General features: G+C 66.8%; 13 protein-coding genes. 10 read left to right on the forward strand and 3 right to left on the reverse strand.

Annotation, left to right across the window (positions count from 1 at the left end; all coding sequences use genetic code 11):
* Positions 1–147: 147 nt before the first annotated feature.
* From J4E58_RS09350 to J4E58_RS09360, 3 genes are all read right to left on the reverse strand, one after another.
* Entirely contained in the window at positions 148–1,806 is a 1,659-nt protein-coding gene (locus J4E58_RS09350) for a phosphoethanolamine transferase (RefSeq protein ID WP_370686830.1), read from the reverse strand.
* Between the two features lie 132 nt (positions 1,807–1,938).
* Entirely contained in the window at positions 1,939–2,676 is a 738-nt protein-coding gene (locus tag J4E58_RS09355; RefSeq protein ID WP_087091557.1) for a TorF family putative porin, read from the reverse strand.
* Positions 2,677–2,794: 118 nt separating this feature from the next.
* On the reverse strand, positions 2,795–4,537 hold the full coding sequence (locus tag J4E58_RS09360; protein WP_087091556.1) for an amidohydrolase: 1,743 nt from the start codon (positions 4,535–4,537) through the stop codon (positions 2,795–2,797).
* A gap of 103 nt (positions 4,538–4,640) precedes the next feature.
* Between J4E58_RS09360 and J4E58_RS09365 the strand changes: the two genes are divergently transcribed.
* The 10 genes from J4E58_RS09365 to J4E58_RS09410 all read left to right on the forward strand — a co-directional run bounded on the left by J4E58_RS09365 (position 4,641) and on the right by J4E58_RS09410 (position 18,508).
* A complete protein-coding gene (locus J4E58_RS09365; RefSeq protein WP_087091555.1) occupies positions 4,641–5,558 on the forward strand; it encodes a LysR family transcriptional regulator in 918 nt (305 codons plus the stop codon).
* Positions 5,559–5,596: 38 nt separating this feature from the next.
* Positions 5,597–6,214, forward strand: a complete 618-nt coding sequence (gene lexA, locus J4E58_RS09370) for a transcriptional repressor LexA (protein ID WP_007929352.1) — start codon at positions 5,597–5,599, stop codon at positions 6,212–6,214.
* Positions 6,214–6,831: a translesion DNA synthesis-associated protein ImuA gene (imuA, locus tag J4E58_RS09375; RefSeq protein WP_007929354.1), complete on the forward strand. Its 618-nt coding sequence runs from the start codon at positions 6,214–6,216 to the stop codon at positions 6,829–6,831. Before lexA ends, imuA begins: the two co-directional genes overlap by 1 nt.
* Before the next feature lie 7 nt (positions 6,832–6,838).
* Complete coding sequence (locus J4E58_RS09380; protein WP_087091554.1) at positions 6,839–8,254, forward strand: DNA polymerase Y family protein; 1,416 nt, start codon at positions 6,839–6,841, stop codon at positions 8,252–8,254.
* A complete protein-coding gene (locus tag J4E58_RS09385; protein ID WP_087091553.1) occupies positions 8,251–11,334 on the forward strand; it encodes an error-prone DNA polymerase in 3,084 nt (1,027 codons plus the stop codon). The genes J4E58_RS09380 and J4E58_RS09385 overlap by 4 nt, the downstream gene beginning before the upstream one ends.
* Positions 11,335–11,602: 268 nt before the next feature.
* Positions 11,603–12,259: a CsgG/HfaB family protein gene (locus tag J4E58_RS09390; protein WP_223816008.1), complete on the forward strand. Its 657-nt coding sequence runs from the start codon at positions 11,603–11,605 to the stop codon at positions 12,257–12,259.
* Positions 12,260–12,285: 26 nt separating this feature from the next.
* A complete protein-coding gene (locus J4E58_RS09395; protein ID WP_087091552.1) occupies positions 12,286–12,657 on the forward strand; it encodes a DUF4810 domain-containing protein in 372 nt (123 codons plus the stop codon).
* Positions 12,654–13,313 carry a DUF799 domain-containing protein gene (locus J4E58_RS09400; RefSeq protein ID WP_087091551.1) on the forward strand — a complete coding sequence of 220 codons (660 nt, stop codon included), beginning with the start codon at positions 12,654–12,656 and terminating at the stop codon, positions 13,311–13,313. The genes J4E58_RS09395 and J4E58_RS09400 overlap by 4 nt, the downstream gene beginning before the upstream one ends.
* Before the next feature lie 254 nt (positions 13,314–13,567).
* The gene (locus J4E58_RS09405) at positions 13,568–15,679 is read left to right on the forward strand and encodes a PAS domain-containing sensor histidine kinase (RefSeq protein ID WP_087091550.1); all 2,112 of its coding nucleotides are present in this window, start codon (positions 13,568–13,570) and stop codon (positions 15,677–15,679) included.
* Positions 15,680–15,847: 168 nt separating this feature from the next.
* Complete coding sequence (locus J4E58_RS09410) at positions 15,848–18,508, forward strand: excinuclease ABC subunit UvrA (protein WP_087091549.1); 2,661 nt, start codon at positions 15,848–15,850, stop codon at positions 18,506–18,508.
* Positions 18,509–18,578 lie beyond the last annotated feature (70 nt).

Here is an 18,578-nt window from a genome sequence, read left to right on the forward strand (position 1 = left end):
AACGTGCGCGACCTTCTTCTGTAGGAGCGCAGCTTGCTCGCGAAGGCCGCGACGCGGGGTATCTGACACACCGCGTTATCGTTCATCGCGAGCAAGTCGGATCGCCGCCCGTTCGCTCCTACAGCAGCCAAACGCTATCCAGCGGCGCTAGTGCGCCGCGGTCATGTTCGGCCGGCACGAATGGAAGATGTCCAGCTGCGGCTGGTACAGGCTGGTCTTGACCTCGAACAGCCCGAGCACCGAGTGGAACAGGTTGTCGTGGCTCAGGTCCGGCTCGCCGCTCTTGCCTTGCAGGCAGTCGCGCTGGATGCCCAGGTCATTCAGGGCCTGCTGGCCGAACCACATCAGCATCGGCACATGGGTCTGCGCCTGCGGCGCCAGGGCGTAGGGCGCGGCGTGCAGGTACAGGCCGTTTTCGCCGAGGGACTCGCCATGGTCGGAGACGTACAGCATCGAGGTGTCGAAGCGTTGCTGGTTGTGCTTGAGCAGCTCGATGACCCGGGCCAGGAAGTGGTCGGTGTAGAGGATGGTGTTGTCGTAGACGTTCACCAGTTCCTCGCTGCTGCAACTGCCCAGCTGGTTGGTGTGGCAGATCGGGGTGAAGCGCTCCAGGCTCTTCGGATAGCGCTCGTAGTACTCCGGGCCGTGGCTGCCGTCGGCGTGCAGGACGATGATCGCGTTGTCGCCGAGGCGGTCGATGTACTGCTGCAGGTCCACCAGCAGGGCTTCGTCCAGGCAGTTTTTGCCGTCGCAGAAGGGGCTCGGCTGGGTCTTGGGAATGTCGCGGTTCGGCACCCGCAGGCAGGTGCCCTTGCAGTCGCTGTTGTTGTCCAGCCACAGCACCTGCACGCCGGCCCGTTGCAGCACATCCAGCAGGCCTTCGTAGGTCTTGCCCTTCTTGTCGCTGTAGTCCTCGCGGGGAAACATCGAGAACATGCACGGCACCGAGACCGCGGTCGAGGTGCCGCAGGAGTGCACCTGGGTGAAGTTGAGGATGTCCAGCTTGGCCAGCTCCGGGTTGGTCTCCCGGGCATAGCCGTTGAGGGAGAAATGGTCGGCGCGGGCGGTTTCGCCGACCACCAGGATCATCAGCGACTTCTTCTCCCGGGCGCTGGCCTGGGCGCTCATCGTCGCGTCCTGGCCGATCGGCTGGATCACCAGGTGTTGCTTGATCCCCAGGCTCTGCTTGGCGTATTTACCGAGGGCGTAAATGTAGTTGGTCGGGTTGATGAAGTGGGTCAGCTTGTCTTCTTCGCGAAAGATCGGCGCGTAGGTGGAATAGAAGGCGCCGACTGAGACCGCGATCACCAGCACACAGCCGGCGATCACCAGCAGCTTGTTCAGCAGGCCGCGAAAGAACGGCCGGTAGCGCACCGGGGTGCGCCAGATCAGCACCACCGGCAGCAGGCCCAGCACCAGCAGGTAGCCCAGCAGCTTGAAGTTGAACAGCGCGGCGGCTTCGTCCGGGTTGGTCTCGAACACGTTCTGCACCATCACCGTGTCGATGGTGATGCCGTACTGGTTCATGAAATACGCGGCGGCGGCCGAGGTCAGGGCCACCAGGCTCAGCGCTGGTTTCAGGGTCCAGCGGAAGGACACCAGGGTCAGCAGCAGGGTGATGGCGGCCCATAGGAACAGCCCGAAGGAGGCGAAGAACGCCAGCTTGTGCAGGCCTTGCAGGCTGATCAGGTTGCCCAGCGCGTGCCAGGTGGCGAAGTTGTAGAGCAGCACCAGCGCCAGGGAAAACAGCAGCACCAGGCGGGTCGATGTGATTGACGCGAATCGCAGTCCTTTGCCCAAGACCATTTCAGTTCGTTCCTCTACCTGTGATGAAGGCGCCAGCAGTTGCACTGCCGACTATAGATAGGGATTGGTAAAAAAAATGTCGAAAGGGCGCTGCTTTTCGTATCGGTTCACGCCAACCAGCGCCCGCCGGATTCAGAAGGTCTTCCTGGCACTGGCGACCCAGGTCGCGCCACACAGGTCGCTGAACCCGTAATTGCCGGTGCACTGGCTTTTCGACAGGTCGGTATCGATATAGCTCAGGCCCAGCACCACGCCCGCCACTTCGCGGGTCAGTCTGGCCTCCCATTCGTGGTAGGCATCCTCGCCCTGGCCCGAGGCCGAGATCAATCGCGGGTCCTTGAAGTCCATCTCGCCGTAACGCAGCTTCAAGCCCAGGCCCAGGGGCAGCTCGGTTTCGTAGCCGAGGTAGCGGTACAGGGTGCTCTGCTGGCTGTCGATGCCCGGCGCATCATTGGAGTAATAGGCCCCCAGGCTGAACCCGTAGACGCTGAAAATCCCGTAGACCTCGCTCTGGTTGAATTGCCCTTCCCTGGGGTAGCTGTACTTGAGGTAGCCCAGGTCGAGGCTGACCGCGTCGCTGGCCTGCCACAGCCAGCCGGCGTAGTAGTCGACTTCCTGGCGGGTCTTCAGGCCGCCGCCGAAATCGACGTTGGAGGTCCAGGCACCGAGGTACAGGCCGCTGCTGTGCAGCAGGGTCGCGGCGGCCTGCGCGGCGGGATCGTTCTGGGTCTGGGAAATGCCGCGGGTGCGGTAGTCGCTGGCCAGGGTCAGCTCCAGTTCCACGGCAATGTCATCGTTCAAGGGCAGGGCCTGGCTGCCCGGGGGCAACAGGCTCAAGGCACCGATGGCGAACAGGCTGAGGGTCTTCATGTGGGCGTCCCGTATTGTTGTGATTGTTATGGGCAGGTTTCGGGCAAGGCTGCGCCGGCCCACACGCGCAAGGACGTGGGGCGGGGCAGTGGATCAGCTGGTTTTCAGACGGATCGGGTTAGAGAGGCCGGGCGTAGACTTCGCGGCCGGCGAACCAGGTCTGCAGCACCTGGGTTTCGTGCAGGGCCTTTTCGTCGACCTTGAACACGTCGCGGTCCAGCACGATGAAATCGGCCTGTTTGCCGGCGCTCAGCGAGCCGATCCGTTGCTCCAGGCCGATGGCGCGGGCGGCATTGAGGGTGTAGGCGTAGAACATGGTTTCGCGGTCCAGGCGCTCGTCGGCGTTGAGCACCCCCAGCGGCCCCTTGCGGGTGATGGCCTGGGCGATGGCGTTCCACGGGTTGGGCGAGGACACCGGCCAGTCGCTGGCCCCGGCGAGGGTCGCGCCCTGCTTGAGCAGGGAGTGCGCCGGGTACTGGTAACGGAAGGCCAGGGCGCTGACGTAGGGCTTGATCATGTCCAGGGTGTAGTCGTCCGCCGAGGCCCACAGCAGTTGCATCGAGGCGATGACCCCGAGTGGCTTGAAGCGGGCGAACTCTTTCGGGTTGACCATCTGCAGGTGGGTGATGGAGTGGGCGATGCCGCTCTGGCGGTCCTTGCGCGCCTGGGCGATGCCGTTGAGAGATTCACGCACCGCACGGTCGCCGATCGCATGGATGTGCACCCGCCAGCCGCGCTGGTCGATGGCGCTGACCAGCTCACCGAAATGCTCGGGATCGATCAGCAGTTCGCCCTGTTTGTGCGAGTTGCTGTAGGGATCGATCATCGCCGCGCTCTGGGCCGGGTACTCGATCACCCCGTCGGCGAAAATCTTGACCCCGGGCAGGGTCAGGTTGGGGGTGCCCTGGAATTGCTGGCGCACCTGCTCCAGCACGTCGAGGTCGGCAGGGCGGCTTTTCGGGTTGGCCACCAGCAGCGCGGCGACATGGGCGCTCATGCCGCCGCTCTCGGCCAGCGCCTTGTAGGCCGGCAGCACACCGACGGTCTGGGCGGTGGGCTTGAGGGCGAATACCGCCTCGCCGGGAGCCGCGTTGGCCGCCGGGTCCATCCAGGCGGTGATGCCCAGGCTGTTGTTGTAGCGCACCGCCGATTGCGCCGCGTTGAGCAGGGCGGCAGCGCTGGGCACCGGCATTTTCGCCGCGACCCGGTCCCAGCCGGCGTCCACCAGGAAGCCGTTGGGGCGGCCGTCGGCGAGCTTGCCGATGGTGTCGCGCTCGGCCTGCGGCAGGTTCTTGAGCAGGGCGGCGTCGATGCCGGCGCGCTCGAGCATCGCATTGTTGGCCCAGGCGGTATGGTGATCGCTGCCGGTGAACACCACCGGCACCCTGGCCCATTCGCCAGCGTTGAAGCGCTGGCCCAGGGCTTCGGCCTGGGCCCAGTAGGCCGAGCTCATGCCGGCGATGCCGAGGACATCGCCATGCCTGGCCTTGCCGTCGTCGCGCCAGGCACGCAGCTTTTTCTCCAGCTCGTCGAGGCCGACCACCTCGTCCTGCATGTTGGCCGAGGTCATTTCCAGGCCGCCGAAGATCGCGTGGGAATGGCTGTCGATCAGGCCGGGCATCAGGGTCTTGCCGCCGAGGTCGATGACCCGGGTGCCGGTTTCGATCAGGGCCTTGATCTGCTCGTCGCTGCCCACCTGCAGCACCTTGCCGTCGGCCACCGCCAGGGCCTGGGCCTTGGGTTGGGCGCGGTCGGCGGTGAACACCTGGCCATTGAACAGCACCAGATCGGTGGCGGCCATGGCTTCCATTGAGGCAAAACTCACTGCAATCGTCAGCAGATTCGGGATGAATCTTTTCATTGAGTATTTCCTTGTTATTGCGTCTGATGGCCAGCTTATTGGCTTGCCAGAGCCGACAGAACGCCTCGCTGACGAAAAACGTTTTTGCCTGAATGGAAAAAGCATGGACAAGTTGAGTGCACTGAAAATGTTCGTGGTCACCGCGCAGCTGGGCAGTTTCAGCCGCGCCGCCGAGCAGTTGGGCAAGACCCCCTCGGCCCTGACCAAGGCGGTCAATCACTTGGAAGTCGAGCTGGGCGCGCGCTTGTTCGAGCGCAGCACCCGGCGGATCCTGCTGACGGAAGTGGGGCGGCTCTACCTGGACACCGCGCGCCAGGTCCTGCAGCGGCTGGAGGAGGCCGGTGAGGAAATCGAGCAGTTGCAGCATGGCCTGCGCGGCAACCTGAAGATCACCGCGCCGCTGGCCTATGGGCAGGCCTTTCTCGACCAGGTGTGTGGCGGTTTCCTCGAGCAGTACCCGCAGATCGACCTGCAGGTGGACCTGTGCGACGAGTTCGTCAATCTGCTGGAAAGCGGCTACGACCTGGCCCTGCGCGAAGGCCATGACGACCTGCCGGGGCTGATCGCCCGGGTGGTCGGCAGCAATTGCCTGGCCTTGTGCGCCAGCCCGGCCTACCTGGCGCGCAAGGGCGTGGAGGTGACGCCGCAAACCCTCGACGACCACGAATGGCTGCTCTATCGCCATCCCTTGCTCAGCCGCGAGTTCTGGTGGGTCGAGCGGGACGGGCAGCGCCTGAGCTTGCTGCAACCTCGGGCGCCGCGGCTGCGCAGCGACAATTACGACCTGCTGCTGGCCAATGCCCTGGCCGGGCGCGGGCTGCTGCACACCCCGTTGTGGAGCGCCGCGCCTTACCTGGCCGACGGCCGCCTGGTGCGGGTGATGGCCGACTACGCCATCGACCCCGACTGTTTCGGGCCGCACATCCTCGCGGTCTACCCCAGCCATCGGCGGGCCACGGCCAAGGTACTGGCGTTCATCGATTACATCAGCGCGTTCCTGGCGAGCCGCGGGTTGGGCTGACTGGCGGTTCTTGTCAGGAAAATCCGAGAGGAGTACAAATGTACTCCATGACCACTTTATCTCCCCGCCGCAGTGCCATTCTGACCTTTATCCGCGAGCGCATCGCCGAACATGGCCAGCCCCCGAGCCTCGCTGAAATCAGCGAGGCCTTCGGCTTCGCCTCGCGCAGCGTGGCGCGCAAGCATGTCGTGGCCTTGACCGAAGCCGGCTTCATCGAGGTCAACCCCAACCAGGCCCGGGGCATCCGCCTGCTCAACCAGCCGCCGCGCCCCGAACTGCTCGACATCCCGGTGCTCGGCCGGGTCGCCGCCGGCCTGCCGATCGGCGCCGATGCCGAGGTGCACAGCCGCTTGCTGCTCGACCCGGCGCTGTTTTCCCGCACCCCCGATTACCTGCTGCGGGTCCAGGGCGACTCGATGATCGAGGACGGCATCCTCGACGGCGACCTGGTGGCGGTGCGCCGCGACAGCGAGGTGCGCAACGGCCAGATCGTGGTGGCGCGGCTGGACGGCGAGGTCACCATCAAGCGTTTCGAACGCCTGGCCGATGGCGTGCGCCTGCTGCCGCGCAACCCGGCCTATGCACCGATCCTGATCGGCGAGGACCGTGACCTGGCCATCGAAGGGGTGTTCTGTGGCCTGGTGAGGCAAGGCTGATGGGCGCCGTCGTGGCACTGGAGACGCTGTTCAATGCCGGCCGGGTGTGGAAGGGCCGCCCGACGGCGCCCGCGGCCAGCCCGCAACCCACCGGCCACGCCATGCTGGACGCGGCCTTGCCCGGCGGCGGCTGGCCGGAAGCGGCGCTGACGGAAATCCTCATCGCCGCCCAGGGTGTCGGCGAGCTGCAACTGCTGTGGCCGACCCTGGCTCGGCTCTCGGCCGCCGGCGAGCGCATCGTGCTGGTGGCGCCGCCCCATGTGCCGTATCCCCAGGCCTGGCAGAGCGCCGGGGTCGACCTGCGCCAGTTGGCGGTGATCCAGGCCGGCGAACGGGATGCCCTGTGGGCCGCCGAGCAGTGCCTGCGTTCGGGCAGTTGCGGGGCCGTGCTGTGCTGGCCGCAACAGGCCGACGACCGCGCCTTGCGGCGTTTGCAGGTGGCGGCCGAGACCGGCCAGACCCTGGCCTTTGCCTACCGCTCCCTCAAGGACGCCATCAACCCTTCGCCGGCGGCCCTGCGCCTTGCCGTGGAGGCGCGGCCGGCGCAGCTGCGGGTGCTCAAGTGCCGTGGCGGCCTGGCCCATTCGGCGCCGATCGCCTTCGCCCCGGGGCCCTGAGGTTGCCATGCGCTGGGTCTGTATTCTGTTCCCGCAATTGGCGCTGGACGCGGCGCTGCGCCAGCGCCCCGAGCCGGAGACCGCGCTGGCGCTGCTCAGTGGGACGCCACAACGCCGGGTGATCCAGGCGGTGAATGCCGCGGGCCGCGAGCTGGGGTTGCGCCCCGGGCAGTCGTTGACCGCCGCCCAGGCCCTGAGCAAGAACTTCGCCAGCGCCGAGTACGACGCCGAGGAAATCGCCCGTTGGCAGCAGTTTCTCGCGGCCTGGGCCTACCGCTTCAGCTCCCAGGTCAGCGTGCATTACCCGCGCACCCTGGTGTTCGAGATCGAGTCGAGCCTGAGCCTGTTCGGCCCCTGGCCACAGCTGGAGGCGCGCCTGCGCCAGGAGCTGGGTGAGCTGGGTTTTCGCCACCGCATCGTCAGCGCGCCGAATCCGGCGGCGGCCCGGGTGCTGGCCAATGCCTACGACGGGCTGGCGGTGACGGACCTGGAGCAATTGCGCCAGGCCCTGGGGCGCATGCCCGTGGAGCGTCTCGGCCTGCCGCCGGGTGCGGCCACCGCCCTGTCGCGCATGGGCCTGCGCACCTTCGCCCAGGTGCGTGGGCTGCCCCGGGACACCCTGGCCCGGCGTTTCGACGCGGGCCTGCTCAAGCACCTGGACACTCTTTTGGGCGAGTGTTCCCTGGCGCTGGCGTTCTATCAGCCGCCGGAGCGTTTCGATCTGCGCATCGAATTGAATTTCGATGTGCTGTCCCACCAGGCCCTGCTGTTTCCCCTGCGCCGCCTGACCAGCGATCTGGCGGCGTTTCTCTGTGGCCGTGACAGCGGGGTGCAGCGCTTCGAGCTGCACCTGGAACATGTCGAGCTGCCCAACACCCTGGTCAAGGTCGGCCTGCTCAGCGCCGAGCGCGAGCCGGGGATGCTGTTCGAACTGGCACGCGGGCGCCTGGAGCAGGTCCAGGTGCCGGCGCCGGTGCGTGGCGTGCGCCTGGTGGCCGAGGATTTACCGCGCTTCGTGCCGCAGCACCGCGAGCTGTTCGACGAGCGCCCCCAGCAATCCCTGCCCTGGGAGCAGCTGCGCGAGCGCCTGCGCGCCCGCCTGGGGGACGAGGCGGTGCATGGCTTGCGCTTCCACTCGGACCACCGCCCCGAATGCAGTTGGCAACCGGTCGGCGACAGCCAGGCCTGCCCGCTGCTGCCCGGGCCCCGGCGCCCGGGCTGGCTGCTGCGCGAGCCGCTGGTGCTGGCGGAGGGGGCGGCGCGCATCCTCATGGGGCCGGAGCGCATCGAGTCCGGCTGGTGGGACGGCGGCGACGTGCGCCGCGACTATTACCTGATCGAAACCCGCGGCGGCCAGCAGGGCTGGGCATATCGCCCGGTGGGCGAGGCGGGGCCCTTGCTGTTGCAGGGCTGGTTTGCATGAAGGGCTACGCCGAACTGCACTGCCTGTCGAACTTCAGTTTCCAGCGCGGTGCCTCCAGTGCCCGCGAGCTGTTCGAGCGGGCGGCGGCCCAGGGCTACCAGGCCCTGGCGATTACCGACGAGTGCAGCCTGGCCGGCATCGTCCGGGCCTGGCAGGCCTCGAAGGACTGCAATCTACCGCTGATCGTCGGCAGCGAAATGCGCCTCGACGACGGCCCCAGGCTGGTGTTGCTGGTGGAGAGCCTGGAGGGTTACCAGGGCCTGTGTCGGCTGATCACCCGTGGCCGGCGCCGGGCGCAGAAGGGCCAGTACCAGCTGCTGCGCGAAGACTTCGAACAACCCTTGCCGGGGCTGCTGGCCCTGTGGCTGGCGGACGGTCAACCAGAGGGTGAGCAGCAAGAAGCGGGGCGCTGGTTGCAGCAGGTGTTCGCCGACCGGCTATGGCTGGCCGTGGAGCTGCACTGTGGCCAGGACGATCAGCGGCGCCTGGACGAGTCGCTGGCGCTGGCCCGGGAACTGGGCATTGCCGCCGTGGCCTGCGGCGATGTGCATATGCATGTACGCGGGCGGCGGGCCTTGCAGGACACCATGACCGCGATCCGCCATCACGTGCGGGTGGCCGAGGCCGGCCAGCGCCTGCACCCCAATGGCGAACGGCATTTGCGCAGCCTCGAGGCCTTGCGCGGGCTGTATCCGCCGGTCCTGCTGGAGGAGTCGCTGAAGATTGCCGAGCGCTGCCATTTCGACCTCGGGCAACTGCATTACCAGTACCCCCGGGAGCTGGTGCCGCAAGGGCAGACGCCCGCCAGCTGGCTGCGCGAGCTGACCGAGCGCGGCATCGTCAAGCGCTGGCCCGGGGGCGCCAAGCCCAAGGTGCTCAAGCAGATCGACGATGAGCTGGAGCTGATCACCGAGCTGGGGTACGAGAGCTATTTCCTCACGGTGCACGACATCGTCAACTTTGCCCGCGGCCAGTCGATCCTCTGCCAGGGCCGGGGCTCGGCGGCCAACTCGGTGGTGTGTTTCGCCCTGGGCATCACCGAGATCGACCCGGACCGCTCGACCCTGCTGTTCGAGCGTTTTCTCTCCCGCGAGCGCAACGAGCCGCCGGATATCGACGTGGACTTCGAGCACGAGCGTCGCGAGGAAGTCCTGCAGTACGTGTTCCAGCGTTACGGCCGCCACCGCGCCGCGCTGACTGCGGTGGTCAGCACCTACCACGGCGCCGGCGCAGTGCGCGATGTGGCCAAGGCCCTGGGCCTGCCGCCGGACCAGGTCAACGCCCTGGCCGATTGCTGCGGCCACTGGAGCGATACGCCGCCGGCCGTCGAGCGCCTGCGGGAGGCCGGCTTCGACCCGGACAGCCCGGTGCTGCGCCGGGTCCTGAGCCTGACCGGGCAACTGATCGGCTTTCCCCGGCACCTGTCCCAGCACCCCGGCGGCTTCGTGATTTCCGAGCAGCCGCTGGACACCCTGGTGCCGGTGGAAAACGCGGCCATGGCCGAGCGCACCATCATCCAGTGGGACAAGGACGACCTGGACGCGGTCGGGCTGCTCAAGGTGGACGTGCTGGCGCTGGGCATGCTCAGCGCGATTCGCCGCTGTTTCGACCTGATCCATGGCTATCGGGGCCAGCGGCTAAGCCTGGCCAGCATCCCCGCCGAGGACCCGGCCACCTACGAAATGATCGGCCGCGCCGACACCATCGGCGTGTTCCAGATCGAGTCGCGGGCGCAGATGTCGATGCTGCCCCGGCTCAAGCCGAAGGATTTCTACGACCTGGTGATCGAGGTGGCGATTGTCCGGCCGGGGCCGATCCAGGGCGGCATGGTCCATCCGTACCTGCGCCGGCGTGACAAAAAGGAGAAGGTGACCTATCCCTCGGCGGAGCTCAAAGAGGTGCTGGAGCGAACCCTGGGCGTACCGCTGTTCCAGGAGCAGGTGATGCAGATCGCCATTGTCGCCGCCGACTACACCCCCGGCGAGGCCGACCAGTTGCGCCGCTCCATGGCCGCCTGGAAACGCCATGGCGGCCTGGAACCCCATCGCCTGCGCCTGCGCGACGGCATGCGCGCCAATGGCTACAGCGACGAGTTCGCCGCGCAGATCTTCGAGCAGATCAAGGGCTTCGGCAGCTACGGTTTTCCCGAATCCCACGCCGCCAGTTTCGCCTTGCTGACCTATGCCAGCTGCTGGCTCAAATGCCACGAGCCGGCGGCCTTCGCCTGCGCCCTGATCAACAGCTGGCCCATGGGTTTCTACAGCCCCGACCAGATTCTCCAGGACGCGCGCCGGCATCAGTTGGCGATTCGTCCGGTGGATGTGCGCGCCAGCACCTGGGATTGCAGCCTGGAACCGTTGGCCGGCGCGCAGCCGGCGTTGCGCCTGGGGCTGCGGATGATCAAGGGCTTTCGTGAGGACGACGCGCGGCGGATCGAGGCGGCGCGTGGGCATGGCCCGTTTGTCGACATCGCCGACCTCGGGCAACGGGCGCGCCTGGATAGCCGCGCCCAGGAACTGCTGGCCGATGCCGGCGCCCTGCGCGGGCTGGCCGGGCACCGGCATCGGGCGCGCTGGGAAGTGGCGGGGGTGCAGCAACAGCTCGGCCTGTTCGCCGGCCTGCCGCGCCAGGAGGAAGCGCCGGTGGTCTTGCCGCGGCCGACGGTCGGCGAAGACCTGCAGGCCGATTACCTGAGCGTCGGCACCACCCTGGGGCCGCATCCGCTGGCCTTGCTGCGGGGCGAGCTCAAGGCCCGGCGCTGCCGCAGTTCCCGCGAGCTGCTGGAGGTCGAGCACGGGCGCCCGGTGAGCATCGCCGGGCTGGTCACCGGGCGCCAGCGGCCGGGCACCGCCAGCGGCGTGACCTTCGTCACCCTGGAAGACGAGTTCGGCAACGTCAACGTGGTGGTCTGGCGTGACCTGGCCGAGCGCCAGCGCAAGGTCCTGGTGGGCGCGCAGTTGCTCAAGGTCGACGGCACCTTGGAAACCGAAGGCGAGGTCCGCCACCTGATCGCCGGGCGCCTGAGCGACCTCAGCGACCTGCTGAGCGGTATCAGCGTGCGCAGCCGGGACTTTCGCTGACGGAGCGAGCGCTTGCCCAAAGGTGCAGGCGCAGGACGGAGCGCCCGGCAGTCAATCGACTGGCGCCAGTATTTTTTATTTCTTTTCGCAATGATGGCACTTTGGCATAATCGCCGCCGCCGACGCCTCCTGCGTCACGTTTCAGCGTGCCCTGACTGCTATTTCCGAACCCGCAGAAGCCGTGTTTCGCAAGGCTGTGGCAGGGCGCAGGCACTTTTTTATGAATACTCAAAAGGAACGCAGAGTGAGACTGATCTCGAAGTTGGTGATGTCGGGCGTAGCGTTGGCTGTACTGGCGGGCATGAGCGGTTGTGCCACTGAAAGCTCCCGGGCGTTGCCGGTGGAGAAGGTCCAGAGCGCCAATCAGGTGTGGACCGGGGCTCGGGTACCGATGGCGGTGGGCAAGTTCGATAACCGCTCCAGCTACATGCGCGGGATTTTCTCCGACGGCGTCGACCGCCTCGGTGGCCAGGCCAAGACCATCCTGATTACCCACCTGCAGCAGACCCACCGCTTCAATGTGCTGGATCGCGACAACATGGGCGAGATCCAGCAGGAAGCGGCGATCAAGGGCCAGGCGCAGAAGCTCAAGGGCGCGGACTTCGTGGTGACCGGCGATGTCACCGAGTTCGGCCGCAAGGAAACCGGCGACCACCAGCTGTTCGGCATTCTCGGCCGCGGCAAGACCCAGGTGGCCTATGCCAAGGTGGCATTGAACATCGTCAACATCAGCACTTCCGAAGTGGTGTATTCGACCCAGGGTGCCGGTGAGTACGCCCTGTCCAACCGCGAGGTGATCGGCTTCGGCGGCACCGCCTCCTACGACTCGACCCTCAACGGCAAGGTCCTCGACCTGGCCATGCGCGAGGCCGTCAACCGCATGGTCGAGGCGATTGACGCCGGCGCCTGGAAACCCAGCCGCTGATCAACACCGCTGACAGGGAGAAGAGCATGTTCAACACCCAGATGGCCCGGCCGCTGATGGCCGCCACGTTACTGGGCAGCGTATTGCTGGCCGGTTGCAGTGGGCCGAAGACGCTTTACCAGTGGGAAACCTACCAGACCCAGACCTACGAGTACTTCAAGGGCGAGGAGGCCAAGGAGGCCCAGGTCGAAGCGCTGGAGCGCGATCTGCAGAAGATCAAGTCCACCGGCAAGGCGGTGCCGCCGGGTTACCACGCGCACCTGGGCATGCTCTATGCGGGCCTGGGCAAGGACGACCAGATGGTGCAGCAGTTCAACACCGAGAAGGCGCTGTTCCCCGAATCCACGCCGTACATGGACTTTCTGCTGAAGAACGCCAAGAAGGGAGCCGGCCAATGAACCTCTACACCTTGCGCAACCTGTTGGGCCTGTTGGCCGTCAGCCTGCTGGTGGGCTGCGCCACGCCCAAGACCGTGGACTACTCGGCCTACAAGCAGGCCCGGCCGAAGTCGATCCTGGTGCTGCCGCCGCTCAACGAGTCGCCGGACGTCAAGGCCACCTACAGCATGCTGTCCCAGGTGACCTTTCCCCTGGCCGAAGCCGGTTATTACGTGATGCCGATCGCGGTGGTGGATGAAACCTTCCGCCACAACGGCTTGACCAACCCGGCGGACATCCATGGCTTGTCGCCGGCCAAGCTCAACGAGATCTTTGGCGCCGATGCCGGGCTGTATATCACCGTCAAGGAATACGGAACCAGCTACATGCTGATCAGCAGCGCCACCGTGGTCACCGCCAGTGCCACCCTGGTCGACCTGAAGACCGGCACCACGCTGTGGACCGGCACTGCCCGGGCCTCCAGCGAAGAGGGCAACAATAACAGCGGCGGTGGCCTGGTGGGCATGCTGATCACCGCCGCGGTGAAGCAGATCATCAACACCTCCACCGACGCCGGTCACCCGATCGCCGGCATCACCAGCCAGCGCTTGCTGTCGGCCGGGCAACACGCAGGCCTGTTGTACGGTCCGCGCTCGCCGAAATACGGCACCGACTGAGGTCTTCAGGGCGGGCAATCCGCCCTGTGCCAGGCGGCGCCTGCGAGCGTCCGCCTGGACCTTGCGCCTAGGCTGTTTGTTCAATAGTGCCCGGCGCTCGCGGGCAGGGCGTCCGACCAGCGGCAGCGGTGATTCGGCCTCATGGCTGAAAATCTTGAAACCATCCGTGTGCAGGGTGCTCAAAGGCTCTGGAGGCTGCTGCGTCGCGACCTCCTGAAAATTCATGCTTGCCATGCTTTTCGTAGAGTTCGCTCATGCCGTTCTTATCCGATCCTCATGGTTGCCAGGGCTGGAGAGGCGAGATGGCCGGGCGCATCCAGGCGTTCGACTGGTCCGTCACCGAGCTGGGCGCGCTGGAGCAGTGGTCGTCGAGCCTGTGCAGCGCCGTGCAACTGTTGCTGGCCTCGCCGGTGCCGCTGGTCATGCTCTGGGGCCGCTCGGGCTACATGATCTACAACGATGCCTACGCCGAATTCGCCGGCGGCCGGCATCCGTACCTGCTCGGCCGCCAGGTGGAGCTGGGCTGGCCGGAAGTGGCGGATTTCAACCGCCATGTGCTGGACACCTGCCTGGCGGGCGGGACCTTGTCGTACCGCAACAAAGAGCTGGTCCTGCTGCGCAACGGCCAGCCGGAACATGTCTGGATGGACCTCTACTACAGCCCGGTGGCCGGCGACGACCAGGCCCCGGCCGGGGTCATGGCGATCGTGGTCGAGACCACCGCCCACGTGCTGTCCGAGCAGCGCCGCCAGGAAGTCGAGAACGCCTACCGCGCGGAAAACGAACGGGTGCAGCTGGCGCTCAATGCCGGGGCGCTGCTGGGTTCCTTTGTCTGGGACATCAAGGCCGATCGGCTGTCGGGCGACGAGCGTTTTGCCCGGACCTTCTCCTACCCGCTGGAGCAGCCGCTGGACGACCTGTCGATGGCGGTCGCCGATGGCCGGGTGCACCCCGAGGATCTGCCGCGGATCAAGGAACAGACCGCCTACAGCGTGAAAAAGGGCGTGCCCTACAACACCGAATACCGGATCCGCCGGGAGGACGGCAGTTACCTGTGGGTCATGGGCTGTGGCCGTTGCGAGTTCGACGACGCAGGACAGGCCTTGCGCTTTCCCGGCGTGCTGATCGATATCCACGAACGCAAGATGGCCGAAGAGTCGCTGCTGCAACTGACGCGCAACCTCGAGCAGCGGGTGGCCGAGGAGGTCAACGCGCGGGTCTCGGCCGAGGAGCAGTTGCGCCAGGTGCAGAAGCTCGAAGCCATTGGCGGCATGACCGGTGGCGTGGCCCACGACTTCAACAACCTGCTGCAAGTGATCGCCGGCAACCTGCACCTGCTGGCGCGCCATGAGCCGGACAATGCCAATGTGCAGCGCCGGGTCGGCGCGGCCATTACCGCGGTCGAGCGCGGCGCCAAGCTGTCCGCGCAATTGCTCGCGTTCGCCCGGCGCCAGCCGCTGTCGCCCGAGGTCTACAACCCCCGCCGGATCCCCGACAGCCTGAGTGAGCTGCTGCAACGGGCCCTCGGCGAAACCATCGACATCGATGTGCAACTGCCGGCGAAGCCCTGGTGCATCAAGGTCGATCGCAGCCAGCTGGAAAATGCCTTGCTCAACCTGGCGATCAACGCCCGCGACGCCATGAAGGGCGAGGGCACCATCGGCATCCGCGGCGAAAATGTGGTGCTCGACCGCGGTTTCTGCGCCGGCAAGGGCATCAGCCCCGGTGACTACCTGTGCCTGTCGGTGGCCGATACCGGCGATGGCATGCCCCCCGAGGTGCTCAAGCAGGCGTTCGAGCCGTTCTTCACCACTAAGCGCGACGGCCAGGGCACCGGGCTGGGACTGAGCATGGTGTTCGGTTTCGTCAAGCAGAGCGGCGGCCATATCGAGATGCTCAGCACGCCGGGGCAGGGCACCACAGTGCGCATGTATTTTGTCCGCAGCACCGAACAGGAACCGGGAGAGGCCCCCCGGCGCGGGCAGCGGCCTGGCCACGGCCAGGAAACCATCCTGGTGGTGGAGGACAACGAGGACGTCCGCGCGGCGGCGGTCGAGCTGCTGGAGAGCGCCGGCTACAAGGTACTGGTGGCGGCCAATGGCGATGCGGCCATGCAACTGCTGCTGAGCGGCGCCCGGGTCGAGCTGATCTTCACCGATGTGGTGATGCCCGGCCTGATCAAAAGCACCGACCTTGCGCTCTGGGCCAAGACCCAGTCGCCGGCCGTGGCGGTGCTGTTCACCTCGGGGCATACCCGCGACATCATTTCCTGCAATCACCAGCTCAGCCCGGACACCCACCTGTTGAGCAAGCCCTACAGCCCGGATGCCCTGACCTCCATGGTCAGGTCGGTGCTGGAGGCGTGAGGCCATAAGCGGGAAAAAGTCCGCCGAACGTTCGACATCTGCGGTTGCTCAAAACCCCTGGCCCATGCACCCTGCACCTCGGTCGGGTGGCTGCCGGTCGCCGGTGCTGGCGCCGTGGGGCTTTCTGACTTGACCTCTGTTCCGACACCTCCGATACAAGGCTGTCCCATGACTTCAGCGCGCAATACGCCTTCGCCCCAGGTTTTGTCTTCCTTGCCCGCGAACAGCTCGGGTTTTGTCAGGGTGCGCGGCGCCCGCGAACACAACCTGCGCAACGTCGACGTGGATATTCCCCGCGATGCGCTGGTGGTGTTCACCGGGGTCTCCGGTTCCGGCAAATCGTCCCTGGCGTTTTCGACCCTGTATGCCGAGGCCCAGCGCCGCTACTTCGAATCGGTGGCACCCTACGCCCGGCGCCTGATCGATCAGGTCGGGGTGCCGGATGTCGACGCCATCGAAGGCCTGCCGCCGGCGGTGGCCCTGCAACAGCAGCGCGGCACGCCGAGCACCCGCTCTTCGGTGGGCAGCGTCACCACCTTGTCCAGCCTGATCCGCATGCTCTATTCCCGGGCCGGCAGCTACCCGCCGGGACAGCCGATGCTCTACGCCGAAGACTTCTCCCCCAACACCCCGCAAGGGGCCTGCCCCAACTGTCACGGCCTGGGCCGGGTCTACGAGGTCAGCGAGGCGTCCATGGTCCCGGACCCTTCGCTGACCATCCGCCAGCGCGCGGTGGCGTCCTGGCCGCTGGCCTGGCAGGGGCAGAACCAGCGCGACATCCTCGTGACCCTGGGCTACGACGTCGATATTCCCTGGCGCGACCTGCCGCAAGAACAGCGCGACTGGATCCTGTTTACCGAAGAAACCCCGACCGTGCCGGTGTACGCCGGGCTGACCCCGGAGCAGACCCGCGAGGCCCTCAAGCGCAAGCAGGAACCGAGCTACATGGGCACCTTCAGCGGGGCCCGGCGCTATGTGCTGCACACCTTCACCCATTCGCAAAGCGCGCTGATGAAAAAGCGCGTGTCGCAGTTCATGCTCGGCAGCCCGTGCCCGCTGTGCGAGGGCAAGCGGCTGAAGCGCGAGGCGCTGTCGGTGACCTTCGCCGGCCTCGACATCGGCGAGCTGTCGCAGATGCCCCTGCTGCAACTGGCCGAGGTGCTCAAGCCGGTGGCCGCCCAGGCTTACCTGGAACAGGCCGAGGAGGCCGGCGAGGTCTGGAGCCACGAACAGACCCAGGCCGCGCGCCAACAACGGATCGCCCAGGGTGCGCCGGGGCATGTCGGAGGGCCGGATGTGCGGCATACGCCGAACCTGTCCCTGGAAAAGCGCCTGGCCGCGCAACGCATCGCCCAGGACCTGCTGGAGCGGGTCAGCACCTTGACTGGCCTGGGCCTGGGTTACCTGGCCCTGGAGCGCAGCACGCCGACCCTGTCGTCCGGCGAGTTGCAGCGTCTGCGCCTGGCGACTCAATTGGGCTCGCAACTGTTCGGGGTGATCTACGTGCTCGACGAGCCCTCGGCCGGCCTGCACCCGGCGGACGCCGAGGCATTGTTCGAGGCCCTGCAGCAGCTCAAGGCTTCGGGTAACTCGCTGTTCGTGGTCGAGCACGACCTGCAGACCATGCGCCGCGCCGACTGGCTGATCGACGTCGGCCCGGCGGCGGGCGAGCAGGGCGGCCAGGTGCTGTACAGCGGCCCGCCGGCGGGGCTGGCCCAGGTCGCGCAGTCGCAGACCCGCGCCTACCTGTTCGCCGAACAGGCGCCGGCCCGCCGCACCGCGCGCCAGGCCCAGGGCTGGTTGCGCCTGGAGGGCATCAGCCGCAATAACCTGAATGACCTGAGCGCGCAGTTCCCCCTCGGCTGTTTTACCGCGGTGACCGGGGTGTCGGGTTCCGGCAAGTCGAGCCTGGTCAGCCAGGCCTTGCTGGAACTGGTGGGCGCGCACCTCGGGCGGCCGCAGGGCAACGAAGAGCCGGAGGAACTGAACCTGGAAGACGATGCCCCGCAGGCCAGCAGCGGCGAAGTCACCGCCGGGCTGGAGCGGATCAAGCGCCTGGTGCAGGTGGACCAGAAACCCATCGGCCGCACCCCGCGCTCGAACCTGGCGACCTACACCGGGCTGTTCGACCATGTGCGCAAGCTGTTCGCCGCCACCCCCGAGGCGCGCGCGCTGGGCTACGACGCCGGGCAGTTCTCCTTCAACGTCGCCAAGGGTCGTTGCCCGGCCTGCGAAGGCGAAGGTTTTGTCAGCGTCGAGCTGCTGTTCATGCCCAGCGTCTATGCGCCGTGCCCGACCTGCCACGGCGCGCGTTACAACCCGCAGACCCTGGCCATCCAGTGGCAAGGTCTGGACATCGCCCAGGTCCTGCAACTGACGGTGCAGGAGGCGGTCGAGGTGTTCGCCGGACAGGCGAGCATCCGCCGTTCCCTGGAAGTCTTGCGCGATATCGGCCTGGGTTACCTGCGCCTCGGCCAGCCGGCCACCGAACTGTCCGGCGGCGAAGCGCAGCGGATCAAGCTGGCCACCGAGCTGCAGCGCAACCCCCGCGGCGCCACCCTGTATGTGCTGGACGAGCCGACCACCGGCTTGCATCCGCGGGATGTCGATCGCCTGCTGGAACAACTGGACAACCTGGTGCGGGCCGGCCATAGCGTGGTGGTGGTCGAGCATGAAATGCGCGTGGTGGCCCAGGCCGACTGGGTGATCGATATCGGCCCGGGCGCTGGCGACCAGGGCGGCAAAGTGGTGGTCAGCGGGACGCCACAGCAGGTGGCCAGGCACCGCAAGAGCCGCACCGCGCCGTTTCTGGCCCAGGCGCTGGGGTGAGTCGCGGCACCCTCCGCGGGGCTTCGCTCGTGGCGGGTTGTGAGGCGGGCGGTGGGGCGCGGGAAATGTC

This window comes from Pseudomonas sp. FW305-25 (genome assembly GCF_017351415.1).
In the GTDB taxonomy this organism is placed as follows: domain Bacteria; phylum Pseudomonadota; class Gammaproteobacteria; order Pseudomonadales; family Pseudomonadaceae; genus Aquipseudomonas; species Aquipseudomonas chlororaphis.

Excerpts from the sequence above, each read along its gene's own strand:
- J4E58_RS09350 (WP_370686830.1), bottom strand. The coding sequence starts at position 1,806 with ATGGTCTTGGGCAAAGGACTGCGATTCGCGTCAATCACATCGACCCGC.
- J4E58_RS09355 (WP_087091557.1), bottom strand. The coding sequence starts at position 2,676 with ATGAAGACCCTCAGCCTGTTCGCCATCGGTGCCTTGAGCCTGTTGCCC.
- J4E58_RS09360 (WP_087091556.1), bottom strand. The coding sequence starts at position 4,537 with ATGAAAAGATTCATCCCGAATCTGCTGACGATTGCAGTGAGTTTTGCC.
- J4E58_RS09365 (WP_087091555.1), top strand. The coding sequence starts at position 4,641 with ATGGACAAGTTGAGTGCACTGAAAATGTTCGTGGTCACCGCGCAGCTG.
- lexA (WP_007929352.1), top strand. The coding sequence starts at position 5,597 with ATGTACTCCATGACCACTTTATCTCCCCGCCGCAGTGCCATTCTGACC.
- imuA (WP_007929354.1), top strand. The coding sequence starts at position 6,214 with ATGGGCGCCGTCGTGGCACTGGAGACGCTGTTCAATGCCGGCCGGGTG.
- J4E58_RS09380 (WP_087091554.1), top strand. The coding sequence starts at position 6,839 with ATGCGCTGGGTCTGTATTCTGTTCCCGCAATTGGCGCTGGACGCGGCG.
- J4E58_RS09385 (WP_087091553.1), top strand. The coding sequence starts at position 8,251 with ATGAAGGGCTACGCCGAACTGCACTGCCTGTCGAACTTCAGTTTCCAG.
- J4E58_RS09390 (WP_223816008.1), top strand. The coding sequence starts at position 11,603 with ATGTCGGGCGTAGCGTTGGCTGTACTGGCGGGCATGAGCGGTTGTGCC.
- J4E58_RS09395 (WP_087091552.1), top strand. The coding sequence starts at position 12,286 with ATGTTCAACACCCAGATGGCCCGGCCGCTGATGGCCGCCACGTTACTG.
- J4E58_RS09400 (WP_087091551.1), top strand. The coding sequence starts at position 12,654 with ATGAACCTCTACACCTTGCGCAACCTGTTGGGCCTGTTGGCCGTCAGC.
- J4E58_RS09405 (WP_087091550.1), top strand. The coding sequence starts at position 13,568 with ATGCCGTTCTTATCCGATCCTCATGGTTGCCAGGGCTGGAGAGGCGAG.
- J4E58_RS09410 (WP_087091549.1), top strand. The coding sequence starts at position 15,848 with ATGACTTCAGCGCGCAATACGCCTTCGCCCCAGGTTTTGTCTTCCTTG.